At 73.2% G+C, this 25,152-nt stretch carries 19 protein-coding genes; 16 read left to right on the forward strand and 3 right to left on the reverse strand.

Annotated elements, in window-relative coordinates; all coding sequences use genetic code 11:
• Window positions 1-127: 127 nt before the first annotated feature.
• A complete protein-coding gene (locus ABZY57_RS10530) occupies window positions 128-1,435 on the forward strand; it encodes an MFS transporter (protein ID WP_356510252.1) in 1,308 nt (435 codons plus the stop codon).
• Window positions 1,436-1,481: 46 nt separating this feature from the next.
• Here ABZY57_RS10530 and ABZY57_RS10535 read toward each other — a convergent pair whose 3' ends face one another.
• Window positions 1,482-2,228, reverse strand: a complete 747-nt coding sequence (locus ABZY57_RS10535; protein WP_356510254.1) for a sulfotransferase family protein — start codon at window positions 2,226-2,228, stop codon at window positions 1,482-1,484.
• A 239-nt stretch (window positions 2,229-2,467) separates the two neighbouring features.
• On the opposite strand from ABZY57_RS10535, the gene ABZY57_RS10540 reads away from it, so the two are divergent.
• The 11 genes from ABZY57_RS10540 to ABZY57_RS10590 all read left to right on the forward strand — a co-directional run bounded on the left by ABZY57_RS10540 (window position 2,468) and on the right by ABZY57_RS10590 (window position 20,767).
• Window positions 2,468-3,244: an alpha/beta fold hydrolase gene (locus tag ABZY57_RS10540; RefSeq protein WP_356510256.1), complete on the forward strand. Its 777-nt coding sequence runs from the start codon at window positions 2,468-2,470 to the stop codon at window positions 3,242-3,244.
• A gap of 104 nt (window positions 3,245-3,348) precedes the next feature.
• A complete protein-coding gene (locus ABZY57_RS10545) occupies window positions 3,349-6,789 on the forward strand; it encodes an amino acid adenylation domain-containing protein (protein WP_356510258.1) in 3,441 nt (1,146 codons plus the stop codon).
• Complete coding sequence (locus ABZY57_RS10550; protein ID WP_356510260.1) at window positions 6,786-11,333, forward strand: amino acid adenylation domain-containing protein; 4,548 nt, start codon at window positions 6,786-6,788, stop codon at window positions 11,331-11,333. Before ABZY57_RS10545 ends, ABZY57_RS10550 begins: the two co-directional genes overlap by 4 nt.
• Window positions 11,330-14,575 carry an amino acid adenylation domain-containing protein gene (locus tag ABZY57_RS10555; RefSeq protein WP_356510262.1) on the forward strand — a complete coding sequence of 1,082 codons (3,246 nt, stop codon included), beginning with the start codon at window positions 11,330-11,332 and terminating at the stop codon, window positions 14,573-14,575. The genes ABZY57_RS10550 and ABZY57_RS10555 overlap by 4 nt, the downstream gene beginning before the upstream one ends.
• Before the next feature lie 62 nt (window positions 14,576-14,637).
• Entirely contained in the window at window positions 14,638-15,375 is a 738-nt protein-coding gene (locus ABZY57_RS10560; RefSeq protein WP_356510264.1) for a 2OG-Fe dioxygenase family protein, read from the forward strand.
• Window positions 15,365-16,483 (forward strand): M20/M25/M40 family metallo-hydrolase, encoded by a 1,119-nt coding sequence (locus ABZY57_RS10565; RefSeq protein ID WP_356510266.1) that lies wholly within the window; start codon window positions 15,365-15,367, stop codon window positions 16,481-16,483. Before ABZY57_RS10560 ends, ABZY57_RS10565 begins: the two co-directional genes overlap by 11 nt.
• Window positions 16,480-17,343 (forward strand): RimK family alpha-L-glutamate ligase, encoded by an 864-nt coding sequence (locus ABZY57_RS10570; protein ID WP_356510268.1) that lies wholly within the window; start codon window positions 16,480-16,482, stop codon window positions 17,341-17,343. Before ABZY57_RS10565 ends, ABZY57_RS10570 begins: the two co-directional genes overlap by 4 nt.
• Window positions 17,336-17,617, forward strand: a complete 282-nt coding sequence (locus ABZY57_RS10575; RefSeq protein ID WP_356510271.1) for a hypothetical protein — start codon at window positions 17,336-17,338, stop codon at window positions 17,615-17,617. The genes ABZY57_RS10570 and ABZY57_RS10575 overlap by 8 nt, the downstream gene beginning before the upstream one ends.
• On the forward strand, window positions 17,614-18,942 hold the full coding sequence (locus tag ABZY57_RS10580; protein ID WP_356510273.1) for a DegT/DnrJ/EryC1/StrS family aminotransferase: 1,329 nt from the start codon (window positions 17,614-17,616) through the stop codon (window positions 18,940-18,942). Before ABZY57_RS10575 ends, ABZY57_RS10580 begins: the two co-directional genes overlap by 4 nt.
• Complete coding sequence (locus ABZY57_RS10585; protein WP_356510275.1) at window positions 18,939-19,775, forward strand: transketolase; 837 nt, start codon at window positions 18,939-18,941, stop codon at window positions 19,773-19,775. Before ABZY57_RS10580 ends, ABZY57_RS10585 begins: the two co-directional genes overlap by 4 nt.
• The gene (locus tag ABZY57_RS10590) at window positions 19,772-20,767 is read left to right on the forward strand and encodes a transketolase C-terminal domain-containing protein (RefSeq protein ID WP_356510277.1); all 996 of its coding nucleotides are present in this window, start codon (window positions 19,772-19,774) and stop codon (window positions 20,765-20,767) included. Before ABZY57_RS10585 ends, ABZY57_RS10590 begins: the two co-directional genes overlap by 4 nt.
• Before the next feature lie 5 nt (window positions 20,768-20,772).
• On the opposite strand, the gene ABZY57_RS10595 is transcribed toward ABZY57_RS10590, so the two are convergent.
• On the reverse strand, window positions 20,773-21,609 hold the full coding sequence (locus ABZY57_RS10595) for a GNAT family N-acetyltransferase (RefSeq protein WP_356510279.1): 837 nt from the start codon (window positions 21,607-21,609) through the stop codon (window positions 20,773-20,775).
• A gap of 48 nt (window positions 21,610-21,657) precedes the next feature.
• Here ABZY57_RS10595 and ABZY57_RS10600 point away from each other — a divergent pair, with 48 nt between their 5' ends.
• The gene (locus tag ABZY57_RS10600) at window positions 21,658-22,257 is read left to right on the forward strand and encodes a hypothetical protein (RefSeq protein WP_356510281.1); all 600 of its coding nucleotides are present in this window, start codon (window positions 21,658-21,660) and stop codon (window positions 22,255-22,257) included.
• On the forward strand, window positions 22,254-23,297 hold the full coding sequence (locus tag ABZY57_RS10605) for a BtrH N-terminal domain-containing protein (RefSeq protein ID WP_356510283.1): 1,044 nt from the start codon (window positions 22,254-22,256) through the stop codon (window positions 23,295-23,297). Before ABZY57_RS10600 ends, ABZY57_RS10605 begins: the two co-directional genes overlap by 4 nt.
• A 73-nt stretch (window positions 23,298-23,370) precedes the next feature.
• Here ABZY57_RS10605 and ABZY57_RS10610 read toward each other — a convergent pair whose 3' ends face one another.
• Window positions 23,371-23,775, reverse strand: coding sequence for a VOC family protein (locus ABZY57_RS10610; protein WP_356510285.1), 405 nt, complete (start codon window positions 23,773-23,775; stop codon window positions 23,371-23,373).
• A 157-nt stretch (window positions 23,776-23,932) separates the two neighbouring features.
• Here ABZY57_RS10610 and ABZY57_RS10615 point away from each other — a divergent pair, with 157 nt between their 5' ends.
• Window positions 23,933-24,118: a lysine biosynthesis protein LysW gene (locus tag ABZY57_RS10615; protein WP_356510287.1), complete on the forward strand. Its 186-nt coding sequence runs from the start codon at window positions 23,933-23,935 to the stop codon at window positions 24,116-24,118.
• A gap of 2 nt (window positions 24,119-24,120) precedes the next feature.
• Window positions 24,121-25,146, forward strand: coding sequence for an N-acetyl-gamma-glutamyl-phosphate reductase (argC, locus tag ABZY57_RS10620; protein ID WP_356510289.1), 1,026 nt, complete (start codon window positions 24,121-24,123; stop codon window positions 25,144-25,146).
• Window positions 25,147-25,152: the final 6 nt, after the last annotated feature.

Below are 25,152 nucleotides of genomic sequence, written 5' to 3' on the forward strand. Positions count from 1 at the left end.
CGGCTATCGGGACTTCTCCCGACTGTCTCGGCCCGACGCGCACGACCTAGCGTGCGCGGCAGTTTCCCGAAGTGCGCGCGGGCGTGGAGGAGGTGGTCCACCGGTGTCAACCGGACGACCGAGGTGGATGGGCGCGCGACCGGCGCGCGAGGGCAGCGATTTCAACCGTCTCTGGGCGGGTGACGCGGTGTCGCAGATCGGACAGCAGGTCACGCTCTTCGCCCTGCCCTACGCGGCGTTGACGGTACTGCACGCCTCCGGCGGCCAAGTCGGGCTGCTCCAGGCTCTGTACACGCTGCCGTTCCTTCTCATCCCGCTGCCCGCGGGCGTATGGCTGGAGAACCGCAGCAAACGGCCGGTGCTCATCTGGGCGAGTCTGCTCAGCGCCGTCCTCGTCCTCTCGGTCCCGGTCGCGAACGCGTTCGGTGCTCTGGGCCTCGCGCACCTCTATGTGATCGCCTTGCTCGGCGGTGTCCTGACCGTCGTCTCCGACATCGCGAAGACGTCCCTGGTGCCGCGGCTCGTCGACGCCGGCGAACTGGCCTCGGCCAACAGCAAGCTGAACGCGGGGCTCGCCGTCGGCGGCACCGCCGGGCCCGGGATCGCGGGCTGGCTGACCGGGCTCGTCGGAGCCCCGTACGCCCTCGTCATGGACGGACTCGCCTATCTTTGGGCCGCGTTGATGACGGGCCGGGTGCGACACCGCGAACCGTCCCCCGAACCCGGGCGCCCCGCCCGCGACCTGCGCAAGGAGACGAAGGACGGACTACGGACCGTCTTCGGTACGCCCCCGGTGCGCAACATCGCCCTGCACGCGGCCCTCAACAACGGCGGCGCCCAGCTGCTCAACGTCGCCCTCATCGTCTACCTCGTCCAGGACCAGGGGTACGGGAGCGGCGCCTACGGGCTCGTGCTCGTGTGCGGCGGAGTCGGCGCCGTTCTCGGCATCCTGGCCGCGCCCGCGCTCATCCGCGTCTTCGGTTACGGGCCCGCCATGCTCGTGGCCCTCGCCGTGACGGTGAACGCGTACTGGATCGTTCCGGCGGTCGAAGGTTCGCGCACCCTCGTCGTCGCGTCCTGCGCGCTCGCCGTCGCCGTCGCCTCGGCGGGTACGGGCATCGGCGGCGTGGTCGCCGTGACGGTACGTCAACTGCTCACCCCGGCAGAGCTGCACGCGCGGATGAACGCCAGCTACCGGATGGTCACCTTCGGGACCATTCCGCTGGGCGCTCTGCTCGGCGGCCTGCTGGTCGAGCGGATCGGTGCCCAGGAGACCCTCTGGGTCGTGCCGTTCGTCCTCACCGCGGCCGTACTGCCCCTCGTGCCCTCGCCCGTACGCACGCTCGGCAAGGAGATCGTGCAGTCGGGGGAGTCGGGGGCGCCTGAGGGGCCTGGGGGTCCCGGGGCGGTTTCCGAGGAGGAGAAGGTTCTCTAGCGGGAGAAGTGACCCCGGGGTGCGCCCCGGGGTCCCCCTCGTCGGTTCACGCCGGCGACACGCGGGCCTCGCGCAGGGTCTCGTAGAACGGCAGGTGGTGGCGGAGGTAGCCCGACAGGACCGGGTCGGTCCCCGGGTCCACGGCGTGGGCGCGCCGCTCCGCGTGGAAGCCCGCGGAGTTGCTGGCCTCCACATGCCAGCGCGAGGTGCGCTGCCACTCGCCGCGCTCGCCGGGCTTCCAGCTCAGCGCCTCGGGGAGGAACGGGATCCCGACGGCGGCGCAGTAGGCGGCGATCAGGCCGGGGGAGTCCTGCATGAGGTCGGCCGAGTCGATGACGACCGGCGTCCGCGCGGACGTCTCGGCGACCGCCCGGTAGAGCTCGTGCTGCGTCTCGCCGCCGATCTGGTGGAGCCGTACCTCGGGGTTGAGGGCGTGGTACGAGGCGATGGTCTCCTCGGGGTGGCGGATCATGAACGTGTGCGTGGCGTCCCGCCCGAGGAACTCCTCGTCTGCGAGGACGGCCGGGTAGCGCTCGTCGGTCGTGTCCTTGAAGAAGATCGGCTTGGACTGCGCCAACGTCCTTATGGCCGCGATCAGTTCCTCCTCCGACCCGATCTTCGTGCCCTCGATCTCGACACTGCCGAACTCGGCCAGGTTGGAGAAGGGTTCGTGCAGGACGTGGAAGTCGCCGCGCTCGGACATCATCCGGAAGAACGCCGTGGAGCGACTGCGCGGCATGGCCCACAGCGCGATGATCCGGGGCTGGTCTTCCGCATCGTTCCTCGTGGTCACAGTGGCTTACATCCCATCGTGGTCGCCGTCAGAGGGCCCGCAGTCTGGCACGGAACGGAGCCCTTCCCAAGCAATCCCGGACCTCCGCCGGGTAGGGGAACTCCCCGACTGTTCGCCGCCCGTGAGGGGTGCGAGCCTCGAACCAACTTCGCGGTGCCCGGGTCGGTGGAGGCCCTGGGCCGGCGGGCCCGGCTCATGCGGAGCCCGGTTCAACTCGACGGGAAATGTGTGATGTTGCCATGAAGGCGCTACGGGTGTGGTCGAAGCCGGACGAGGTCCGGATGTGGCTGCTCTGCCTGCCGCCCGGCGGCGGTGGCGCGCGCCTGTTCAAGGACTGGGCCGACCTGCTGCCTGCGGGCCTCGGCGTCGCCGCGCTCGAACTGCCTGGTCGCGGAGGCCGACTTGGGGAGCCGCAGGCCACGAGCATGACCGAGGTCGTCGCGGAGTTCGCCGACGCCGTGGAGCCGCTCCTCGAACGCCCGGTGATGCTCTTCGGGCACAGCATGGGCGCCGTCCTGTCACTCGCCCTGGCCCGCGAACTGCGTGCCCGGCGAGGCTGGCGCCCACTGGCCCTGGTCGCCGCCGCGAGCGAACCGCCCGAGCGGCGGAACGTCCCGGTGTCCCTGGCCGACGCCTCGTCCGACGCCTCGGACGAGGAGCTGGTCACCTGGCTCCGCGGTCTCGGCGGCACCTCCGACGAACTGCTCGCCAGCCGGGAGTTCCTCGCCGAGATGCTGCCGGCCCTGCGCGCCGACCTCGCGCTCGTCGAGGGCGCCGAGTGGCCCGAACTGTCGCCGCTCGACTGCCCGTTGCATGTCTACGTCGGCGAGCGGGACGCGGCTGTCGACGGGCCGGGCGCGGCACGCGGCTGGGCCGCGCACACCACGCGTGAACAGCCGCTCCGCAGCTTCCCGGGCGGTCACTTCTTCGTACAGGAATCCGCCGATCTCGTCCTGGCCGCTCTGGCCGAAGACGCGAACACCGCGGTCGGGGGCCGGCTTCTGCGATCCCGGTGAGCGGTCCGGTCGCATGGGGGCGAGGTCGAAAGGGAGGAACAGGCATGGTCATGGCGGACACGTCCGAAGGGCGTGAAGAAGTGCGTGAAGAAGTGCGTGAAGAAGTGCGTGCAGGCGATGTGAACGGCGGCGCGGCACGGGAGACCGACGCACGGGGCGACAGCTCCCCGCTCGCCGGGCTCTCGGAGGAGCGCAAGGCGCTGCTCGCCCTGGAACTCGCCCGGAGGAAGGCCCGGGAGCACCGGCCGCGGCCGTTGCCGCGCGAGGGCGCCGAACCGCGTTTCCCGCTCTCGTACGCTCAGGAGCGGCTCTGGTTCCTGGAGCAGGCCGACCCGGGTTCGACCGCCTACGTGATGCCGGGCGCGCTGCGCCTGCGCGGCGCGCTGGACCTGACCGCGCTCGGCGCCGCCCTGAACGAGATCGTGCGCCGGCACGAGGTGCTCCGCACGACCTTCCCCGACGACGGCGGCCGCCCCGAGCAGCGCATCGGGCAGCCCCGGCCGGTGCCGCTGCCCGTCCTCGACGTGTCCGGTGAGGACGACGCCGACGCCGAGGCCGAGGTCGAGGCCGTGTTCCGGGCCGAGACCACCACGCCCTTCGACATCGCGTCCGACCTCATGGTCCGCGCGCGGCTGCTGAGGCTCGCCGAAGACCGCCACGTCCTGGTGCTCGGGCTCCACCACATCGCCGCCGACGGCTGGTCCCTCGGCGTCCTCCTCGGTGAACTCGGCGCGCTCTACGACGCCTTCCGGCGTGGTATGCCCTCGCCGCTGCCCGAGCTGGGCACGCAGTACGCGGACTACGCGGTCTGGCAGCGGGAGTGGCTCGACGCCGGCCCGATGGACGCCCAGATCGCCTACTGGCGCGACCGCCTCGACGGTGCCCCCGTCCTCGAACTGCCCGCGGACCTCGCGCCCGCGGCGGCGCGCGGCTGGCACGGCGCTTCGCGGTCCTTCGACTTCCCCGCGGACCTGTGGCGGCGGGTGACCGCCTTCGCCGAGGAACGCAGGACCACCCCGTACATGGTCCTGGTGTCGGCGTTCGCCGTCGTCCTCTCCCGGTGGAGCGGTCAGCGGGACGTCGTGATCGGCTCGCCGCTGGCCGGCCGGGCCCACCCCGAACTGGAGCCACTGGCGGGATTCTTCGTCAACACGCTGCCGCTGCGCGTGGACGTACCGGAGACGGCGTCGTTCGCGGAGCTGCTCGCGGAGGTCAAGGAGACCTGCACCGAGGCCTACGCCCACCAGGACGTCCCCTTCGGCAAGCTCGTCCAGGCCCTGCGGCCGGACCGCTCGCTCGGCCCCGTGCCGCTGGTGCAGGTCATGCTCGCCCTGCGTGATGTGCCGGGCGGGGCGCCCTCCCTGCCCGGACTCGACGTGGAGTCCGTCGACCTGGCGACCAACCAGGACGCGAGCAAGTTCGACCTCGTCTTCGACCTGGTCCCGCAGCCGGACGGACGGCTGGACGCCAGGGTCGAGTTCAGCACCGACCTCTTCGAGGCCTCCACGGCGGGCCGGATCGCCGACGCGTTCGTCCGGGTGGTCGAGGCCGCGACGACGGGCCCCGACCAGCAGGTCGACCAGCTGCCGCTGCTGTCGGCGAAGGAGCGGGACCACCTGGTCGGCGAGCTGTCCGGGGACGGCGCCGCGAGCGCTGCCGACAGGGTCGGCCTCCTGCACACCCTGATCGAGGAGCAGGCGCGGCTCCGGCCGGACGCCCCGGCGGTCGAGTGCGCCGGTACGGTCCTCAGCTACCGCGAGCTGAACGAGCGCGCCGACCGGCTCGCCCACCGGCTGCGCGCCCATGGCGCGGGGCCGGAGCAGCTCGTCGGCGTCAGCCTTCCCCGATCGGCCGACATGGTCGTCGCGTTGCTCGGCATCTTCAAGGCGGGCGGCGGCTACATGCCCCTCGACCCCCACTACCCGCAGAGCCGCGTCGAGTTGATGCTCCGCGATTCGGGCGTCTCGCTCGTCGTCACCGACCGGACGGTGGCCGCCACCGGCCGCCTGGACGGCTCCGCCGGTGCGGGCTCCGCGCCCGTCCTCGTCCTCGTGGACGACATCGGCGACGAGCCGGTCGAACCCCTCGCCGTCCCCGTGCACGCCCGCTCCCTCGCGTACGTCATCTACACCTCGGGCTCCACCGGCCTGCCCAAGGGCTCGGCCAACGAGCACGGCGGCGTGGTGAACACCCTCGCCGGACTGAACCGCACCCTCGGTCTCGGCCCGGACGACCGCATGCTGGCGATCTCCAGCCTCAACTACGACATGTCGGTGTACGAGATCCTCGGCAGCCTTCTCACGGGCGCCTGCGTCGTCGTCCCGCCGGACGACCTGGAGGTCACCGACCCCGTCCAGCTGCGCCGACTGCTCATCGACGCCCGGGTCACCGCCTGGAGCTCGGCCCCGGCCCTGCTCGAAATGCTCGTCAACCACGTCCACGACGGGCCCGGTCTCGACGGAGCCGTGCTGCGCCTCGCCGTCCTCGGCGGCGACCGGCTGCCTCCGGCCCTCGCAGAGCGGCTCGGCGCCCTGCTGCCGGAGCTGCGGCTCTACAACCTCGCCGGCATGACCGAGGTGTCCTTCTGCTCGACGTACCACCTCGTACGCCGGCCCGAGCCCGTCCCGGGCACCATTCCGTGGGGCCGCCCGCTGCCGAACCAGCGCGCGTACGTCCTCGACGCGCACGGCGAACCCGTCCCGGTCGGCGTGCGCGGGGAGCTCTTCCTCGGCGGCGCGGGCGTACGGCGCGGATACTGGCGGCGCCCCGGCCTGTCGGCGCAGCGCTTCACCCCCGACCCGTTCGGCGCCGACCCCTCGGGGCGGCTCTACCGGACCGGTGACGCCGCACGCTGGCGCGCCTCGGGCGACCTGGAGTTCCTGGGCCGGCTCGACCACCAGGTGAAGCTGCGCGGCCTGCGCATCGAACCCGGTGAGATCGAGGCCGCGCTCACCTCCCACCCGGACGTCGAGCGCAGCGCCGTACTCCTGCGCGGCGAGGCCGCCGACCAGCGGCTCGTCGCCTACCTCACCACCAGTGGTCCGCTGCCGCCGAGCATCGGCGAGCTGCGCCGTTACCTGCTCGACCGGCTTCCCGGGCACATGGTTCCCGCGGCGTTCGTCCTCATGGAGAAGTTCCCGCTCCAGCCGAGCGGCAAGCTCGACCGGACGGCCCTGCCCGACCCGGCCGTGAACAGGGCCGAGCTGTCCGCCGACTACGTCGAGCCCGCCGAGCCCCTGGAACAGGTGCTCGCCGCGATCTGGGCCGAGGTCCTCGAACTCGACCGGGTGGGCGCGACCGACGACTTCTTCGACCTCGGCGGGCACTCGCTGCTCGTCACGCAGGTCGTGTCCCGCATCCGCGACCTCTTCCGGGTCGACTTCCCGATCCGGAGCTTCCTCGTCGCAGGGACGGTGAGCGCGCTGGCGGGACAGCTCCGCTCGGCCGCGGCCGAGGCGGGAACGGACGCGGACCGCACGGCGGACCTCGTCCTCCAAGTGAGCCGCATGGACGCGGACCAGGTGACCAGGAGGCTTGGCGAATGAGCCCGTCCGACGCTGCCGGGATCCGCCTCGGAGCCATGACCCCCGACCAGAGCAGGCTGCTGGAACGCCTGCTCGCCGAGCAGGCCGCGGCCGCCGCGCCGCGCCCGGAGATCCTGCCGCGCGCGGCGGACCGCGCGCACGCCGAACCGTCCTCCGCTCAGCGCCGCATCTGGTTCTTCGACCGGCTCCAGCCCGGCTCGGCGCTCTACACCATCACCGGCGTCGCCGAACTGCGCGGCACCCTCGACCACGCGGTGCTGTCCCGCTGCCTGGACGAGGTCGTACGGCGGCACGAGACGCTCCGCACCACGTTCCACGACGAGGGCAACGAGCCCTTCACACGGGTGGAGGCCCCGGCCCACGTCCCGCTGGAGCTCGTCGACCTCTCCGGTCTGCCGGAAGCCGACCGGGACCGCGCGGTCGAGGAGCGGCGCGACGCCGAGTCGCAGCGCCCCTTCGACCTGTCCCGCGACCTCATGCTCCGGGCCGAACTGCTGCGCGTCGCGCCGGACAGGCACCTGCTCCAGCTGTCGATGCACCACATCGCCGCCGACGGCTGGTCGCTCGGTGTCCTCCTCCGCGAACTGGGCACGCTGTACCCGGCGTTCCTGCGGGGAGAACCCTCGCCGCTCGCCGACCCCGCCGTGCAGTACTCCGACTACGCGCTCTGGCTCGCGGAGCGCATGCGGGAGCCCGGTCACGAGAAGGCGCTGACCGAGTGGACCGAGCGGCTCCGCGGCTCCTCCGCGCTCGACCTGCCGACGGACCGGCCGCGCAGGGACTCGGGGACCTTCGTGGGCGGTACGGTGCCGCTCACGCTGTCCGGCGAGCTGATGACCCGGGTCAAGCGGCTGGCCGACCAGGAACGCGCGACGCCGTACATGGTGCTCGTCGCGGGCCTCACCGCCCTGCTCGGCCGGTGGAGCGGCGGCCGCGAGGACGTCGTCCTCGGCTGCGCGGTCGCCGGCCGCAACCGCAGCGAGATCGAGCCGCTCATCGGGTTCTTCGTGAACACCCTCCCGCTCAGGCTCGACCTCTCGGGACGCCCGTCGTTGCGCACCCTCGTCGGCCGCGCGCGGACCGTGTGCCTGGACGGGTACGCCGGCCAGGACGTTCCCTTCGAGCAGATCGTCGAGCGGCTCCAGCCGGACCGCGAACCGGGCGCGCGGGTGCCGCTCGTACGGCACATGCTCGTCCTCCACAACAGCCCGCGCCCCAAGCTGAAGCTGCCCGATCTGGAGATCGAGGTGCTGCCGCTGGAGACCGGCACCGCCAAGTTCGAGATCCAGCTCGAACTGACCCCCACCGAGGACGGCGGTCTCGGCGGCTGGCTGGAGTACTCCCAGGACCTGTTCGACAGGGCCACGGCGACCCGGCTCGCCGAGGGCCTGATCGCGCTGCTCTCCGACGGCGTCGAGCGGCCCGACACCGCCGCGGGCGACCTGCGGATCCTCTCCGGGGCCGACCGGCGGACCGTCGTCGAGGAGTGGAGCGGGGCCGGGACGGCTCCGGCCGGAACCGGTCTCCTGCACGAGCTCTTCGAGCGGTCGGCGGACCGTACGCCGGGGGCCGTCGCCCTCGTCGACGGCGCGCGGACCCTCACGTACGGCGAGCTGGACGAGCGGGCGAACGAGCTGGCGCACGACCTGATCGCCCGGGGCGTGCGCGCCGAGGACGTCGTCGGCGTGCGGCTCGCGCGCTCGGCCGGCGCCGTGGTCGCGATGCTCGCGGTGCTCAAGGCGGGCGCGGCCTATCTGCCGCTCGACCCGGCGCACCCGGCGCAGCGGCTGGCGGAGCTGGCCGAGGACGCGGGCGCCCGGCTCGTCCTCACCGATGCCGACGTCCCTGTGGAGGCCGATGCCGACGGGCCTGGCGCCCGTACCCGTACCCGGCCCTCCGTGGCCGTCTCGCCGGGCACGAGCGCGTACGTCCTCTTCACCTCCGGCTCCACGGGCCGGCCGAAGGGCGTCGTCAACGAGCACGCGGCGGTCGTCAACCGGATCCTGTGGATGCAGGAGGAGTACGGCCTGGAGCCGGAAGAGGCGGTCCTGCACAAGACCCCGCTCGGCTTCGACGTCTCCGGCTGGGAGTGGCTCTGGCCGCTGGCCGTCGGCGCGCGGATCGTGGTCGCGGGCGACGAAGGCCGCCGCGACCCCGTCGTCCTCGGCCGGCTGATCCGCGAACACTCCGTGACGACCTGCCACTTCGTGCCCTCGATGCTGCGCGCCTTCCTCGACGGCCCCGCCGCCGAGTGCGCCGGCGTCCTGCGACGGGTCGTCTGCAGCGGCGAGGAGCTGCCGCCCGCGCTCGCCCGCCGGTTCACGAAGGTGCTGCCCGACACCGGGCTCCACAACCTGTACGGGCCGACCGAGGCCGCCATCGACGTGACCTCCTGGCCGGTCCCGGCGGACCTGGAGCCGGAGCACGAGGCACGGCTGCCCATCGGCCGGCCGATCTCCGGCGCCCGCCTCTACGTCCTCGACGAGCGCGGCGAGCCCGTGCCGCCGGGCGCGTCGGGCGAGCTGTTCATCGGCGGCCTCCCGGTCGCCCGCGGCTACCGCGGCCGGCCCGGGCTGACCGCCGAGCGGTTCGTTCCCGACCCGTTCACCCCGGGCGGGCGGCTGTACCGGACCGGCGACCGCGCTCGCTGGGGCTCCGACGGCGCGCTCGACTACCTCGGGCGCATCGACCACCAGCTCAAGATCCGCGGCCAGCGGATCGAGCCCGGCGAGATCGAGGCGGTGCTCGGCGCGCACCCGGCCGTCGAGCGGGCCGTGGTCCTGCCGTTCCGCGACGCGGAGGGCGACCTCCAGCTCGCGGCCTACGCCGGGCTCAGGCCCGATGGCGAGGTCGCGGCGCCGGAGGAGACCGGCGACCACGTGGACCGCTGGCGCGCGGTCTTCGACGACACCTACCAGGGCTCCACGCCCTCGGCGGACGAGATCGACCTCGCGGGCTGGAACGACTCCGCCACGGGGGAGTCCATCCCGGCGGACGAGATGCGGGCCTGGGTCGAGGAGACGGTGGAGCGCATCACCGCCCTGAAGCCCTCCCGGGTCCTCGAAATCGGCTGTGGCACCGGGCAGTTCCTGCTCAGGATCGCTCCGCACTGCGCGCGGTACGTCGGTACGGACATCTCGCCCGAGGCCCTCACCCGGCTCGCCGCGCTCGTGGAAGCCGACCCGAACGTGGAGCTGTCGCGGCGGGACGCCGACGACTTCACCGGTTTCACCGAGGGGGAGTTCGACACGATCGTCCTCAACTCGGTCGTCCAGTACTTCCCGGACGTCGACTACCTGCTGCGCGTCCTGCGCGGCGCGCTCGCCCTCCTCGCGCCCGGCGGCCACCTCTTCGTGGGCGACGTCCGCGACATCCGCCTCCTGGAGGCGTTCCACGTCTCCGTCCAGGCGCGCCGGCTGCCCGACCACACCCCGGTCGCCGTGCTGCGCGGGCTCGTCGACCAGCGGACCTCCGGCGAGGAGGAACTGCTCGTCCACCCGGCCCTGTTCGAGGAACTGGCCCCGTCCGAGCGGGTCTGCCTCCTCGCGAAGTCCTCCCCGCACCGCAACGAGCTCACCCGCTTCCGTTACGACGTGGTCATCGCGGCGCCCGGCTGCGAGCCCGTCGCTGACGTGCCGGACGCCTGGCACCCGTGGCGGCACGATCCGGCCGCGAACGCCGCGAACGCCGGGCACGAGGGCCACGAGAGGCAGGCCGGGCACGAGGGGTCGTACGGTCTCCTCGGCCTGCCCGACGCCCGGCTGAGCGAGGACCTGGCCATGGCGCGGCTGGTCCGCGAGGGCGCCACCGGCACCGTCGGTGAACTGCGCGCGGCCGTCGCCGGGGCGGACCCGGGACCGACGGGCGAACCCGCCCGCCTTCCCGTCCCCGGCGGACACGTCCTGCTGCCCCGGTTGGGAGCCGAACCCGGCGTGCTCGACGTCGAGTTCCGCGCGGACGGCCGCCCGGCGGGCGGTCACCCCGCCCAGCTCCCGCCCGCCGACGGCGTCCTCGCCGGTGATCCGCGGCGCGCGACCCGGGAGCGTCTGGCGGCCGCCGGGCTGCGCGAGCACCTGCGTCAGGCGCTGCCCGACTACATGGTCCCGGCCTCGCTCATGATGGTGGACCGGTGGCCGATCGGGCCCAACGGCAAGCTCGACCGGGCGGCGCTGCCGCTGCCGTACGCGCTCCGGCCGGCCCTCACGACCGGTTACGTGGCTCCGCGCGACGAGACCGAGCGGATCGTCGCCCGGATGTGGCACGCGGTGCTCGGCCTCGACCGGATCGGCGTCCACGACGACTTCTTCTCCCTGGGCGGGCACTCCCTCCTCGCGGTCCAGCTCGTCGGCCGCATCCAGGAGAAGTTCGGGTGCGAACTGCCGCTCGGCGTGCTGATGCGCGGCCCGACGATCGCCGCCGTCGCCGAGTGGGTCATGAAGGCTCCCACCCGGGAGACCCCGCGCCTCGCCCCCATCGCCCGTACCGCGCGCAGGCGCCGCGAGAACGGCCCCGCGTCCCCGACCGAGAAGGGAGCTCGCTCATGAGTGAACAGACCTTGTACGAAGAGGATTTGTCCGACGACGAGACGTTCGAGCTGCCCACCTCCTTCGGTCAGGACCGGCTCTGGCTGCTCGACCGGCTCGGCGCCGGGAGCGCGTACCACGTCGGCGGCGCCATCAGGCTCGACGGCCCGCTCGACGCCGACGCCCTGGAGCGCGCCGTCGCGTGCCTGGTCGAACGGCACGAAATCCTGCGTACGACCTTCGAGTTCGGGCTCGACGGGCAGCTGGTTCAGCTCGTCCACCCGCACGCGGAGGTCCCGACCCCCCGGCTCGACCCGCCGGAGCCGACGCAGGCCGCCGCCCGCCGGACCCTGGAGTCGTACCTCGACACGCCCTTCGACCTCGCGACCGGGCCGCTGCTGCGCACCGCGCTGGTCCGGTTCGACGAGGAGGCCTGGCTGTTCGGCGTCGCGATGCACCACATCGTGTCCGACGGCTGGTCGATCGGCCTGTTCCACGCGGAACTGGCCGCCTTCTACCGCGCCGAGACCGGCGGGCCCGCGGCCGACCTGCCCGAACTTGCCATCCAGTACGGAGACTTCGCCGCCTGGCAGCGCGAGGCCGTCGAGACCGCCGGGCCGGAGTTCACCACGTACTGGCGTGAGCACATGGAAGGAGCCGTGGCGCTCGAACCCCCGGTCCCCGCGACCGGAGCGGCGGGCGCCCCGGCCGACGCGCGCCTGACGGTGCCCGCCGCGGTCGTGGAGGCGGTCGGCAAGCTGGCGCGGCAGCAGTCCGCGACCCCGTTCATGGTTCTGCTCGCCGCCTACAAGGCCGTCCTCGCGCGGTGGACCGAGCGGGACGACATCGTCGTCGGCACGCCGGTGGCCGGCCGGGGGCGGCCCGAGCTGGAGAACCTCATGGGGTTCTTCGTCAACACCCTGCCCCTGCGCACGTCCGTGGATCCCGCGGCCTCCTTCCGGTCGCTGCTCGGCGCGGTCCGCGAAACCTGCCTGGGCGCCTTCGAGCACCAGGACCTGCCCTTCGAGCGGATCGTGGAGCTCTCGGGTGCCGACCGGGTCTCGGGGCGCACCCCGCTCGTGGCGGCGGCCATCGCGCTCCAGAACACGCCGTCCCCGCGGTGGGACGTGCCGGGCCTCACTGCCCAGGCGATCGAACACGAGGACCTCCAGACACAGTTCAGCCTGAGCCTCAACCTGGCCGAGGCCGCGGACGGCGGACTGACCGGCAGGCTCGCGCACGACGCGCAGTGGGACGCCGAGGACGTGCGGCTGCTCGCCGACGCGTGGCTCGCGCTCCTCACCGACGCGCTCGCCGACCCGATGAAGCCGGTGGGACGTCTGGCCCTCGGCGCACGGACCGACACGGCCGAGGAGGCCACGCCGCCCGCCGGCGAGGGCCTGGTGCACCAGTGGATCGCCGACGTGGCCCGGGAGTACGGCGACCGGGTCGCGATCAGCGAGGCCGGGAACGAGCTCACCTACCGCGAGCTGGACGAGCGGTCGGACCGCTGGGCCCGGCTGCTGCGCGCGCACGGGGTGGGGCCGGACCGGATCGTGGCCCTCTGCATGCGCCGCTCGACCGCCCAGCTCGTCGCGGCCCTCGGCGTCCTCAAGGCGGGCGCGGCGTATCTGCCGCTCGACCCCGCCCACCCGCGGGCGAGGCTCGCCGCGCTCGTCGCGGACGCCGCGCCGCCCGTCGTCCTGACCGACGAGAGCACCTTCGCGCTTTTCGAGGGCGAGACCACCGCCGGGACCGAGGTCCTGCGCGCCGACACGGCGCCGGACGCCGGGCTCGGCACGGCGCCGGACGCTCGGTCCGGCACGGCGCCGGAGTCCGCGCCGGAGCTCGTGCCGGGTTCCGTACGGGAGGGTCCCCCGTACGCCTGGGAGGACCAGCACCCGGACTCCCTCGCGTACGTGATGTACACCTCCGGCTCCACGGGTACGCCGAAGGGCGCCATGAACACCCACCGGGGCCTGGCGAACGAGCTGCGCTGGGCGCGGGAGCGCTTCGGCCACGCGCAGTACGAAACCGTCCTGCACAAGGCCCCCTGGACCTTCGACGTCGCCGTCTGGGAGTGGCTGGGCGCGCTGAGCGCCGGGGCCAGGGTCGTCCTCGCGAAGCCCGACGGCCACCACGACCCCCGCTACCTCGCCGAGCTCGTCGTCGAGGAGTCGGTGACGGCCTGCGACTTCGTGCCGTCGATGCTCCAGGCGTTCCTCGCCGAGCCCGCGGCCGCCCGGTGCGCCGGGGTGCTGCGGCTCGTGCAGTGCGGCGGCGAGGCGCTGACTGCCGCGACCGTCCGGCGCTTCCGCGAGGTCCTGCCGGGCACCGCGCTCGTCAACCTCTACGGGCCGGCCGAGGCCGCCGTCGAGGTCAGCCACCACGAGGTGGAGGAGCGGGACGCCGACCGGAGCCGGGTGCCCATCGGCCGCCAGCTCCCCGGTGTACGGCTGCACGTCCTCGACCGCCGCGGCGAGCCGGTGCTGCCGGGCGCCCCCGGCGAGCTGTACATCGGCGGGGTCGCGGTGGGCCGCGGCTACCTCGGGGCGCCCGCGCTCACCGCCGACCGGTTCGTGCCCGACCCCTTCGCCGCCGACGGCTCCCGTCTCTACCGCACCGGCGACCGGGTACGCCGCCGGCCCGACGGCGCCCTCGAGTTCCTCGGCCGCTACGACCACCAGGTCAAACTTCGAGGCCAGCGCGTGGAGTTGGGCGAGATCGAGGCGGTCATCGGACGGCACCCCGACGTCGGCCAGGCCACGGTCCTCGTCCAGGGCGCCGGCGCCGACAGCCACGCCGTCGCCTACCTCGGCTGCCCCGAACGCCTACCGGCCTCCGACGAGTTGCGCGGCTTCCTCCTCGGGGTCCTCCCCGCGGCCTGGGTGCCGAGCGCGTTCGTGGTCCTTCCGGCGCTGCCGGTGACCCGCAACGGCAAACTCGACCGCGCGGCGCTCCTCACCCTCGGGCCCGGCACGGAGGGGCGGGCTGCCTCCGTCCCGCCCCGTACCCCCGCCGAGCGGCTGCTCGCCGGGATCTGGGCCGAGGTGCTCCAGCGCACCGACGTCGGCGTCAGGGACAACTTCTACGAGGTCGGCGGCAACTCCCTGCGCGCGGTACGGGTCTTCCAGCGCGCCCAGGAGGAGGGACTTCTCGTGTCGCTCAACTCCATGCTCGGCGATCACACCGTCGAGGAGCTCGCGGCCGGACTCGGCGACCGCTCCGGCGAAGCGCTGCACGACATGGGCCGACTGCTGTGAGGCCCGCACCGAGACTCTCGGACCCCCACCACCGGACACAGGAAACAGAGGAAGTGGCAAGGATGTCGGTTGCACCACTGGCCCCGACCCGTCAGGCGGAGACCATCCGAACGTGGGGAGACGCCCTGGCGGCCGACGACTTCGTCGCCCTGCCGGCCGGCGAGCTGGCCGGCTGGTTCCCGCCGGCGGACCTCGAGGCGTTCGCCGCGTCCTGGGCCGACCTGCCGCGCGACGAGATGGTCACCGACGGCGTGCACCGCGAGCGGCGGTACGGGCGCCTGATGGCCACGTGCGGCCCTGCGGGGGAGTGGACCTTCGAGCCGCTGCCCCACCTGGCCTTCCAGCAGACCGCCGAGCACATCCCGCTCTACGAGGGGAAGGCGCGGCTGTTCAGCCCGATCAAGCCCGAGGTGCTGACCGGCCCGGTCCTCACCGCGCTGATCACCGTCGATCTCGCCGTCGTCGCCGCCGTCGCCCCCGAGGTGACCCGCTTCGAGGTGGGCCTGCACCAGATGCGGGTGATCGCCACACCCGACGAGCCGGGCAACCCGACGCCCGAGGGCAGGCACCGCGACGGCCACGACTTCATCGGCATGCACCTGATGGGCCGGGTGAACTGCGCCGGCGGCGAGTCCGTCGTCTACCGCGACGGCGAGCCCCAGGCCCGGATGACGCTCACCGACCGGCTGGACTCACTGGTCGTCTCCGACGCGCGGATCACCCACGAGGTGACGCCGACGATAGCCGACGGCGGCACGGGCGTACGGGACATGCTCCTTGTCGACATCAATGCGCGCTGACCTCGACCGCGTCGAGGCGACGCGGACCCTGCGCGGGCTCGTGGAGATCCCCTCCCTGTCGGGAGAGGAGGCCGAGGCCGGAGCCTTCCTCGCCGAGCGGATGAAGGGGCTCGGCTATGACGTCCGCACCGACGCCGTCGGCAACGTGATCGGCGAGATCGGCGACCCGACGGGGCCCGTGATCATGATGGTCGGTCACCTGGACACCGTGCCGGGGATCCTCCCCGTCCGGGAGTCGGACGGCCTGCTGTTCGGCCGGGGCACCGTCGACGCCAAGGGCCCGCTCGCGGCCATGGCGCACGCCGGGGCCCGGGCCGCCGCGTCCGGAGCCGGGCGGTTCGTCGTCGTCGGCGCCGTGGAGGAGGAGGCCACCTCGCGCGGCGCCCACCACCTCGCCGCCACCCTCGACGCCCCGGACGCGCTGCTGATCGGCGAGCCCAGCGGAGCCGGCGCCGTCGTGGTCGGCTACCGGGGCGTGCTCCGGTTCCGCTACGACGTGAGCTGCCCGCCCGCGCACACCAGCAGCCCCGGCCCCCGGGCGGCCGAACTCGCCTCCGACCTGTGGCAGGCCGTCCGCGGACTGCTGCCCGCCGACGCGGCGGACGGCCCGCTGTTCGACCGCGCCTCCCCGGCCCTGGTCGCCCTGGAGGGCGGCCTGACCCGGGCCCACGCCGACATCTCCTGCCGCATCCCCCGCGGCTTCGACGCCGACCGGTTCCTCGACGCGGTGCGCGAGCGCGCGGCGGGCGAGCACGCGGTGGTCGGCGAGATCACCCTGATCGAGCACGTGCCGGCCGTCAGGACCGGGCGCGGCGGACCCCTGGTGCGGACCTTCGCCGACGCCGTCCGCCGCCGCACCGGTGACGTGTCGATCAAGGTGAAGCTCGGCACCTCCGACATGAACATCCTCGCGCCCCACTGGGGAGTGCCCGCGCTCGCCTACGGCCCCGGGGACTCCAAGCTCGACCACACCGACGAGGAGCACATCTCCCTGGAGGAGTACCTGCTCGGCGTCGACGTGCTGGCCGAGGCCCTCCCCGCCCTCGCGCAGACCCTGACCCGCCCGGCCGACGTGCCCGGGTCCCACCCCGAAGAGAGGCGACTGTGAGCGTCCCCGACCTCCCCCTGGCCGTGCTGGCCTCGCGGATCCGACTGGAAGAGAAGCTGATCCTCGCCGAGCTCGAACGGCGCCGCGTGCCGTACGAGATCCTCGACACCCGGACGACCGTCTTCGGGACCGGCCACGACTTCCGCTTCCGCGGAGCGCTCACCCGCGAGATCGGGCACACGCGCAACGTCTACGCCACCCGGCTCCTGGAGCACGCGGGCCTGCGGGTGGTGAACTCCTCCGCGATCCTGTCGGTCTGCGGCGACAAGCTGCTCACCACGCTCGCACTGGAGGAGGCCGGGCTGCCCGTACCCCGCTGGATGACCACCGTCACGCCCCAGGGGGCGCTGCCCGTCATGGCGGACTTCGGCTACCCCGCCGTGATCAAGCCCGTCATCGGCTCCTGGGGACGCCTCATGGCCCGGGTCGACGGCCACGACGCCGCCGAGGCCGTCCTCGAACACCGCGAGGCGCTGCCGGGACCGGGCAGCCAGATCACCTACGTCCAGGAATACATCGACAAACCCGGCCGCGAGATTAAGGCCTACGTGATGGGTGGCGAGATCGTCGGGGCGATCTACAAGAGCTCCGACGAGTGGCGCACCAACACCAAGCGCGGCGGCGTCCCCTCGGTGTGCACGCCCGACGACGAGCTGCGCAAGCTGCTCGAGGCCACCGCCGAGGCGATCGGCGACGGCGTCCTCGGCATCGACGTCCTGGAGGACCGCGCGGGGGCGTACTACGTCAACGAGGTCAACCACACGCCCGAGTTCCACGGCGCCGTCGAGGTGCTCGGCACGGACCTCGTCGGCCGCTACGTCGACCACGTCCTGAGCCGGGTCGGGGGCTCCGATGCGTGAGGGAGCCGTCGAGTGCAGGGGCACTCTCGTACCCCTGCCGCCAGGCCACCGGAACTGGCTGCGACTGGAGTTCGGCGACCCCGACCAGGCCGCAGCCGTCGAGGGCGCCGAGGTCCTGGTGCACTACCGCGATGCGGTGGACCCCGAGCGGATCCACCGTACGCCGGGCACGAGCACGGCCCGTGTGCCGCTCACCCGCCCCGAGGAACCGACCGCGATCCGCCTGCCCGAACACCCTGGCGTGTGGGCACATTTCGAGGAGACTGCCGCATGACCGGGGAAAAGCTGGCGATGTTCGGCGGGTCCCGAGCCGTTCCGCCGGAGCGGGCCTCCAAGGAGCTCGTGGGCTGGCCGGTGATCACCGACGCCGAACGCGAGGCCGTCGTCGGGGTCCTGGACAGCGGGCAGTTCACCTCCAACAACCCGGGCGCCGGGCAGGTGCAGCTGCTCGAACGCGAATGGGCCGCACTGGTGGGCACCACCCACTGCGCGGCGGTGTCCAACGGCACCACCGCCCTCGAACTGGCCCTCACCGCGGCCGGCATCGAGCCGGGCGCGGAGATCCTGGTCCCGGCCTTCTCGTTCATCGCGAGCGCCGTGGCCCCGGTGAACCGGCTCGTCGTCCCGGTCTTCGTGGACATCGACCCGGTGACCTTCACCATGGACCCGCGCGCCGCCGCCGCGGCCATCACCCCCCGTACGGCCGCGATCCTCGCCGTCCACCTGCACGGCCTGCCCTGCGACATGGCGGAGCTCCGCGAACTCGCCGACCGCCACGGTCTGCTGCTCGTCGAGGACGCCGCCCAGTCGCACGCCGCCCGCTACCGGGGAGTGCGCACCGGCGCGCTCGGCGACATCGCCGCCTTCAGCCTCAACGTGGTCAAGAACCTGCCGACCTGCGGGGAGGGCGGTCTGATCACGACGAACAACGACGCCCTGCACTCCCGGCTGCTGCGCCTGCGCCAGTTCGGCGAGGTGCTCGAAGGCCGGGTCAAGCGCGACTACGTCTCCCACGAGCTGGCGGGCAACGCCAAACTCAGCGCGGTCCAGGCCGCTTTCGCCCGCTGCCAGCTCGACCGCCTGGAGGACTATCACGAGGCGCGCGACCGCAACGTCCGCGCGATGCTCGACCGGCTCGCCGCGCTGCCCGGCCTGCGGGTCCCGCACTGTCCCGAGGACCGCACGCACGCCTGGCACATCCTCCGCTTCCGCTTCGACGCCGAGGCGATGGGCATCGAGGGCGTCACGCCGGGCGGTCTCCGCGCCGCGATCGAGCGGGTCATGCGGGCCGAGGGCGTACCCCTCCAGCAGTACCAGCGGGTCCCGCTGCCTCGGCAGAAGGCGCTGCTGACCCGTGAGGGCTTCGGCGGCTACCCGTGGAAGCTGCACCCCGGCGCGTACGACAAGGAGGGGGAGTTCCCGAACACCCTCGCGGTCATCGAGGACTCCCTCACCCTCCAGCGCTGGCACCTCAACCCCGCCTCGGGACCGGTCCTCCAGGACTGCGCGGCGGCCTTCGAGAAGGTCTGGGGCAACCTCGACCGGGTGGCGACGCTCGCCCGCGCGATGAGCCCGGCCACCGCGGAGGCCGCGCGATGAGCGACGTGGACCTCAAGGAGCTCGAAGACCGGGCGCACCGGGTGCGCGAACGCATCCTGGAGATGGGCGCCAGCGCCGTCGGCACGCACCTCGGCGGCAGCCTCTCCGCGACCGACGTGCTGACCGTGCTCTACGGCGCGGTGCTGCGGGTACGGCCGGACGAGCCCGACTGGACGGACCGCGACCGGTTCGTCCTCAGCAAGGGGCACGCGAGCTCCGCCCTGTACGCGGTCCTCGCGGAGTCCGGGTTCATCGCGCCCGAGGAGACCGCCGAGTACGGCAGGACGGGCAGCCGCCTCGCCGGGCACCCGCTGCGCCGCCTGGAAGGGGTGGAGTTCCCCACCGGCTCGCTCGGCCACGGCCTCTCGCTGGCCGCGGGCGCCGCTCTCGCCGGCCGCAGACTCGGCCGGCCTTCCCGGGCGTTCGCGCTGATCGGCGACGGCGAGCTCCAGGAGGGCTCGGTCTGGGAGGCGGTGATGGCCGCGGCCCACCACCGGCTCGACAACCTCGTCGCGATCGTGGACCGCAACGGCTGGCAGATCAGCGGCACCACCGAGGAGTGCCTGTCGCTGGAACCGCTCGCCGACCGCTGGCGCGCCTTCGGCTGGGCCGTGCACGAGGTGGACGGACACGACATGTCCGCCCTGCTCAAGGTCTTCGAGTCGCTGCCGGACACGGACGGGCGGCCGACGGTGGTGCTCGCCCGCACGGTGAAGGGCCGGGGCGTGCCGATGCTGGAGGACCGCAAGAAGAGCCACTACGTCCAGCTGACGCCGAAACTCCACGCGCGCGCGTTGGCAGGACTCCGTAACCGCAGGGAGCGACAGCTGTGACCGAGACCGTGACCGCGCCGCAGGAGACCCCGGCGAACGAGCCCTCGTGGGAGGAACGGTACGACGGGCCGACCCGGGACATCTGCCGTCGCACGCTCGTCGAACTCGCCCGCAGGGACCCGCGGATCATGTGCGTGGACTCCGACGTCGGCGGCCTGGAGACCCTCTTCGCCGACCTGCCCGAGCAGTACGTCAACGTGGGCATCGCCGAGGCCAACCTGATCGGCATGGCCGCCGGCATGGCCGCGTCGGGCCTCATGCCGTTCGCGCACACCCTGAGCGGCTTCGCCGCGGCCCGCGCCTGCGAGCAGGTCAAGGTGGACGTGGCGGGCAACAACCTGCCGGTCCGCATCGTCGCCACGCACGGCGGCCTGTCCGCCGGGCACTACGGACCCACCCATCACGCGGCCGACGACCTCGGGATCCTGCGGCTGATGCCGAACCTGACGGTGCTCGTGCCCGCCGACACGGTGGAGGCCGAGCAGGCGCTGCTCGCCTCCGTCGACCACCCGGGCCCGGTCTTCATCCGGCTCGGCCGCAGCGCCACACCGCTGGTCTACCGGGAGCCGTACGAGTACCGGATCGGCCGGGCAGTGACCCTCGCGGACGGCGACGACGTGACGCTGATCGCGACCGGCCCGCACCCGGTGGGGATGGCGCTGCGCGCCGCCGAGGCGCTGGCCGCCGAGGGCATCCGCGCCCGCGTGCTCAACATGCACACGATCAAGCCGCTGGACGAGGAGGCGGTCCTGCGCGCGGCGGCGGAGACCGGGGGCATCGTCACGGTCGAGGACCACCTGGTCGTCGGCGGCCTCGGCAGCGCGGTCTGTGAGGTCGTCGCGGCCCGGGGAGGTGTCCCGGTGCGCCGGATCGGCGTGCCGGACCGTTTCACCGACCGGGTCGGCGGCGAGCTCGACCTGCTGGAACACGCGGGCGTCACCCCGGAGAACATAGCGGCCGAGGCACGGTCGCTGGCCGGGGTGACGGTCTGATGGACTCAGCCGCGCGTCCGCCACAAGGCGAGCGCGTCGGGGTCCACCGCACGGGGCAGGAGGAAGGCCGGCACCTGCTCGGCGGGCCTGGCGTCCACCAGGACACCGTGAGGCCGGCGGGCGAACCCGTCGGCCCCGCGGAACCGCGCGGGGCCGCCCACGAGCCGGGCCGCCCGCCCGGCCAGTACCACCAGTTCCGCCGCCGGGTCGGAGCCGAGCGCGGCGGGCAGCGCGGCGGTTCCTTCGGGACCGGAGAACCAGGCCCGGACGGCGCCCTCCCACAGCGGGACGGGCTCGCCGCCCCACGGATGAGGCAGGTCCTCGTCCGGGGCGGCGAGATCCCTGGCCATGTGGACCTCGGACAGCGGCTTGTCCGGAGCGGGGAAGTGGGCCGTCGTCCGGTAGCCGAGCCGCGCGTAGAAGGCCGGATTGCCCCGCTCGACCACCGCGTCGAGCACCACCCGGCCCAGGCCCTCGGCACGGGCGTCCGCTTCGAGGGCCCGAATCAGCAGCCGGCCGACGGACCGGCCCCGGCCCCGGGGCGCGACCGCGAGGCGGCGTACCGCCCACGCCCCGTCCCCGGCGGGCAGCGCGCGTACGCAGCCCAGCGGCTCGCCGTCCGCGTCGAAGGCCGTCCACAGGCGTGCGCCCCGCGCCAGGTCCGCCCGTACGTCGCCCGCCGTCTCGGTGACGCCGTCGGCGACGGGCAGGCCGGGGTACGGATCGCCCGCGGCGAACGCCGCCCGCGCCACCGCGGCGGTCCGCCGCGCGACGGTCTGCTGCCCGTCGTACGCGTCGCACCCTCCCCGCCGGTGTGCCTCCACGGTCACCGGCACCGTCACCGCTTCTCCCACTTTCCCTGTCACGTCTCCGGAGCCGAGGAGTTCCGTATGATCCATCACGTCAGTACCGCTCTCCACTGGTCGGGGGTGGCGGCGGCGCACACGATCCCGCTCGACGGTCTCGCCGACAGCGTCGGCGCGGAACCGAGCGGGCGATCGGGCGCCGGCGCGTTCAACATCTGGGGCAATGCGTTTCCCGCCGACGAACTGCCCTGCGGCGAACGCGTCGAGGTCGACGGGGTGCCGTTCCGGTTTCCCGAGGCCGACGGCGTACGACCGGACCACCTGCGGTGCCGGGGCCAGCGGATACCGCTGACCGGCCTGCGCGCCGACTGGATCCACGTGCTGGGGGCCGCCGAGCGGCGCACCGAGGACGAAGTGCTCCTGGAGTACGCCGACGGCACCGTCCGCAGGCAGTGGCTGCGGATCTCGGACTTCTGGCCGCAGACGCCGGCGCGGTTCGGCGAGAGCCTCGCCTTCCGCACGGCCAAGCTGCTCTACCCGAGGCACGAGCAGCACACGATGAGCCCGTCGATCTGGCACCAGCGCGTGCCGGTGGCGGTTCCCGAGGGACTGAGCGCGCTCGTCCTGCCCGACAACCCGGCGATGCACCTCTTCGCCCTGACCCTGGTGGAAGAGGCGGCATGAGAGTCGAACTTGAGGGAGTACGGCCGTGGCGGCACGACCTCGGACACTGCCTGCACGCGACGATGGGCGTCCTGCTCGGCGCGCACGGCGTGGATCCGCTCCACGTCCTCGGCGCGGCCTGGGGGTTCGGCTACCGGTCAGGTGACCTGCGGCGCGAGGAGTACTACGTCCCCTTCGGCGCGGAATCGCTACTCGGGGCCATGGCCCCGCACCACCCGGTGAGTTCACGCTGGCACCGCCCGGCGGACGCCGAGTCGGCCTGGACGGAGGTCCGCGAGGTGGTCGCGGACGGGCGCGCGGTTGCCGCGGCCGTCGACAACTTCCATCTGCCGTTCCGCCCGGCCTACCGGGACGTGCACACCAACCACCTGCTGACCGTCTACGGGTTCGACGACGAGCGGGACGAGGTCCTGCTCGCCGATCCGGTGCCGCCGCGCTTCCAAGGAGCCATCACGCTGGCCGAGTTCGCCGCCGCGCGCAGCTCCGCCAATCCGGAGGACCACGACCGCGACCTGTTCTTCACCCGTAACCCGATCGGCGAGCGCTGGCTGGAGATCACGGTGGGCGAAGAGCTCCCGGCCTGGGACCCGGACCACGTGCGCTCCGTGATCGCCGCGAACGTCTCCGCCCTGGAGAACGACCGTGCCCTCGCGGCCGGCGGCCTCACGGACGACGGCGCGGACCTGTTCGGGGGACGGAAGGGCATGGCCCGGTTCCTGGACGTCGCGGCGGCGCGGATGCGCGCGGGCGACGACCCCGAGGTGGTCGACGAGACCTTCGTCGTGGCCGGCACGGTCCTCGCGGAGACCGGAGTGCACGCGGACTGGCTCGCTGCGGCCGGCCAGGCCTTCGGCCGGCCGGAACTGCGGGAAGCGGCCCGGCGGGTGGAGCGCGTCGCCCACCACTGGAGCGCGGTGCGCATCATCGTCGCCAACGCCCGCGAGGACACCGCGGCCGCCACGGAGGCGCTGGAGAAGAGGGCCACCGCGCTCATGGCGGACCAGGACCGGGCCCTCGATCTCCTCACGGACTGCGTCTGAGCCGACGGCGCCCGGGCAAGGGCCCGGTGCGGGGGTCTCAGCCCTCAACCGGGAAGGGCCCGGTGCGGGGGTCTCAGCCCTCGAACTCGCCGGGGGCGAGCGAGCGCAGGACGCAGAACTCGTTGCCCTCGGGGTCGGCCAGGACCTCCCAGCCGCGGTCCGGGCCCTGGCCCACGTCGACCCTGCCGGCGCCCAGGGCGATCAGCCGCTCCACCTCGTCCTTGGTGCTCGTGTCGATCGGGCTGACGTCGAGGTGGAGACGGTTCTTCACGGTCTTGCCCTCGGGCACCCGGACGAAGACCAGGGTGACCGGCATCTGACGGGCCCGCAGGTCCTCGACGTTCGGCTCCCAGGAGCCGATCTCGATGCTGTCCTCGCCGCGGTCGAGAACCGTGAAACCGAAGACCTCGCACCAGAAGGCGGCGAGCCGTTCCGGGTCGTGGCAGTCGATGCTCAGTTCGGTGAACCTGCTTGTCATGTTGCTCCTAGGGAGTGCGGACGGAGTCCCAGAGTATTGGCTCGTGCCGACGGACTGACTAGTCCGGGAACCTCCTGACTACGTACGCGGGTGCCGCAACACGCATGCTGCGATGCGTAGATGACCAAGTGACCGACGCGTCAGCGGAGGAGATTCCATGTCCCAAGTAGGGGCGATCGTAGAGCCCTGTCCGGAGTGTGAGGGCGGGGTGCAGGTGTCCGCCGAGGTCCGCTCCGGCGAGATCGTCGAGTGCCCGGACTGCGCCGCCGAGCTCGAGGTCGTCGGCGTTGCGCCGGTGCTCCTCGCGCTGGCGCCCGAGGCCGAAGAGGACTGGGGGGAGTAGGCATGATCGACGTCGCGGTGGTCGGGGCCTCGGGCTACATCGGGGGTGAACTGCTGAGGCTGCTGCTCGACCACCGCGAGGTGCGGGTGGCCGCCGCGGTGTCCACCCGCCTCGCCGGCAGTCGGGTGGACCGTGTCCACCCGAACCTCCGGGGCCGTACCGACCTCACCTTCATCGCCCCCGAATCACTCGGGGAGTACGACGTGATGTTCGTCGCCGTCGGGCAGACCGTCGGCCTGGAACTCATCCCCGAACTGCGGAGCAAGGCCAAGGTCCTGATCGACCTCGGAGCCGACTTCCGCCTGCGGGACGCGGAGCTCTACGCCCGCCACTACGGGACGCCGCACACGGCGACCGACCTGCTCGCCTCCTTCGTCACGGGCCTGCCCGAGACGCACCGGGCCGAGCTCGCCACGGCGGATGCCATCAGCATGCCGGGCTGCATGGCCACCGCCTCGATCCTGGCCCTGCTCCCGCTCGCCCGGGCAGGGGTTGTCGCCGGCCCCGTCACGGTGGACGGACGCATCGGCTCCAGCGGATCGGGCGTGCGCGCCGAGCAGATGAACCTGCACGCCGAACGGAGCGGGGCCATGCGGCTCTTCGCGCCGACCGGCCACCGGCACGAGGCCGAGATCACGCAGGCGACCGGCGTCGACGCACGCATGGGCGCGACCGGCGTGGAAGCGGTCCGCGGTGCCCAGGTGGTCTGCCGGGTACCGGTACGGGAGCCCTTGGGCGACAAGGACGTACGCAAGCTGTACCGCCTCCAGTACCAGGACGAGCCCTTCGTCCGGGTCATCGCCCAGCGCCGGGGCCTCTACCGGCTCCCGGAGCCGAAGATCCTCTCCGGCACCAACTACTGCGACGTCGGGTTCGCCACCGACCCCGACAGGTCGACGGTGGTGGCGGTGGGAGCCCTCGACAACCTCGTCAAGGGCGGCGCGGGCAACGCCGTCCAGTGCATGAACATCCGCATGGGATGGCCGGAGCGGCTTGGGCTCGAATTCCCGGGCCTGCACCCCGTCTGATCCGTC

It is taken from the genome of Streptomyces sp. NPDC006450, assembly GCF_040612195.1.
GTDB lineage: Bacteria > Actinomycetota > Actinomycetes > Streptomycetales > Streptomycetaceae > Streptomyces.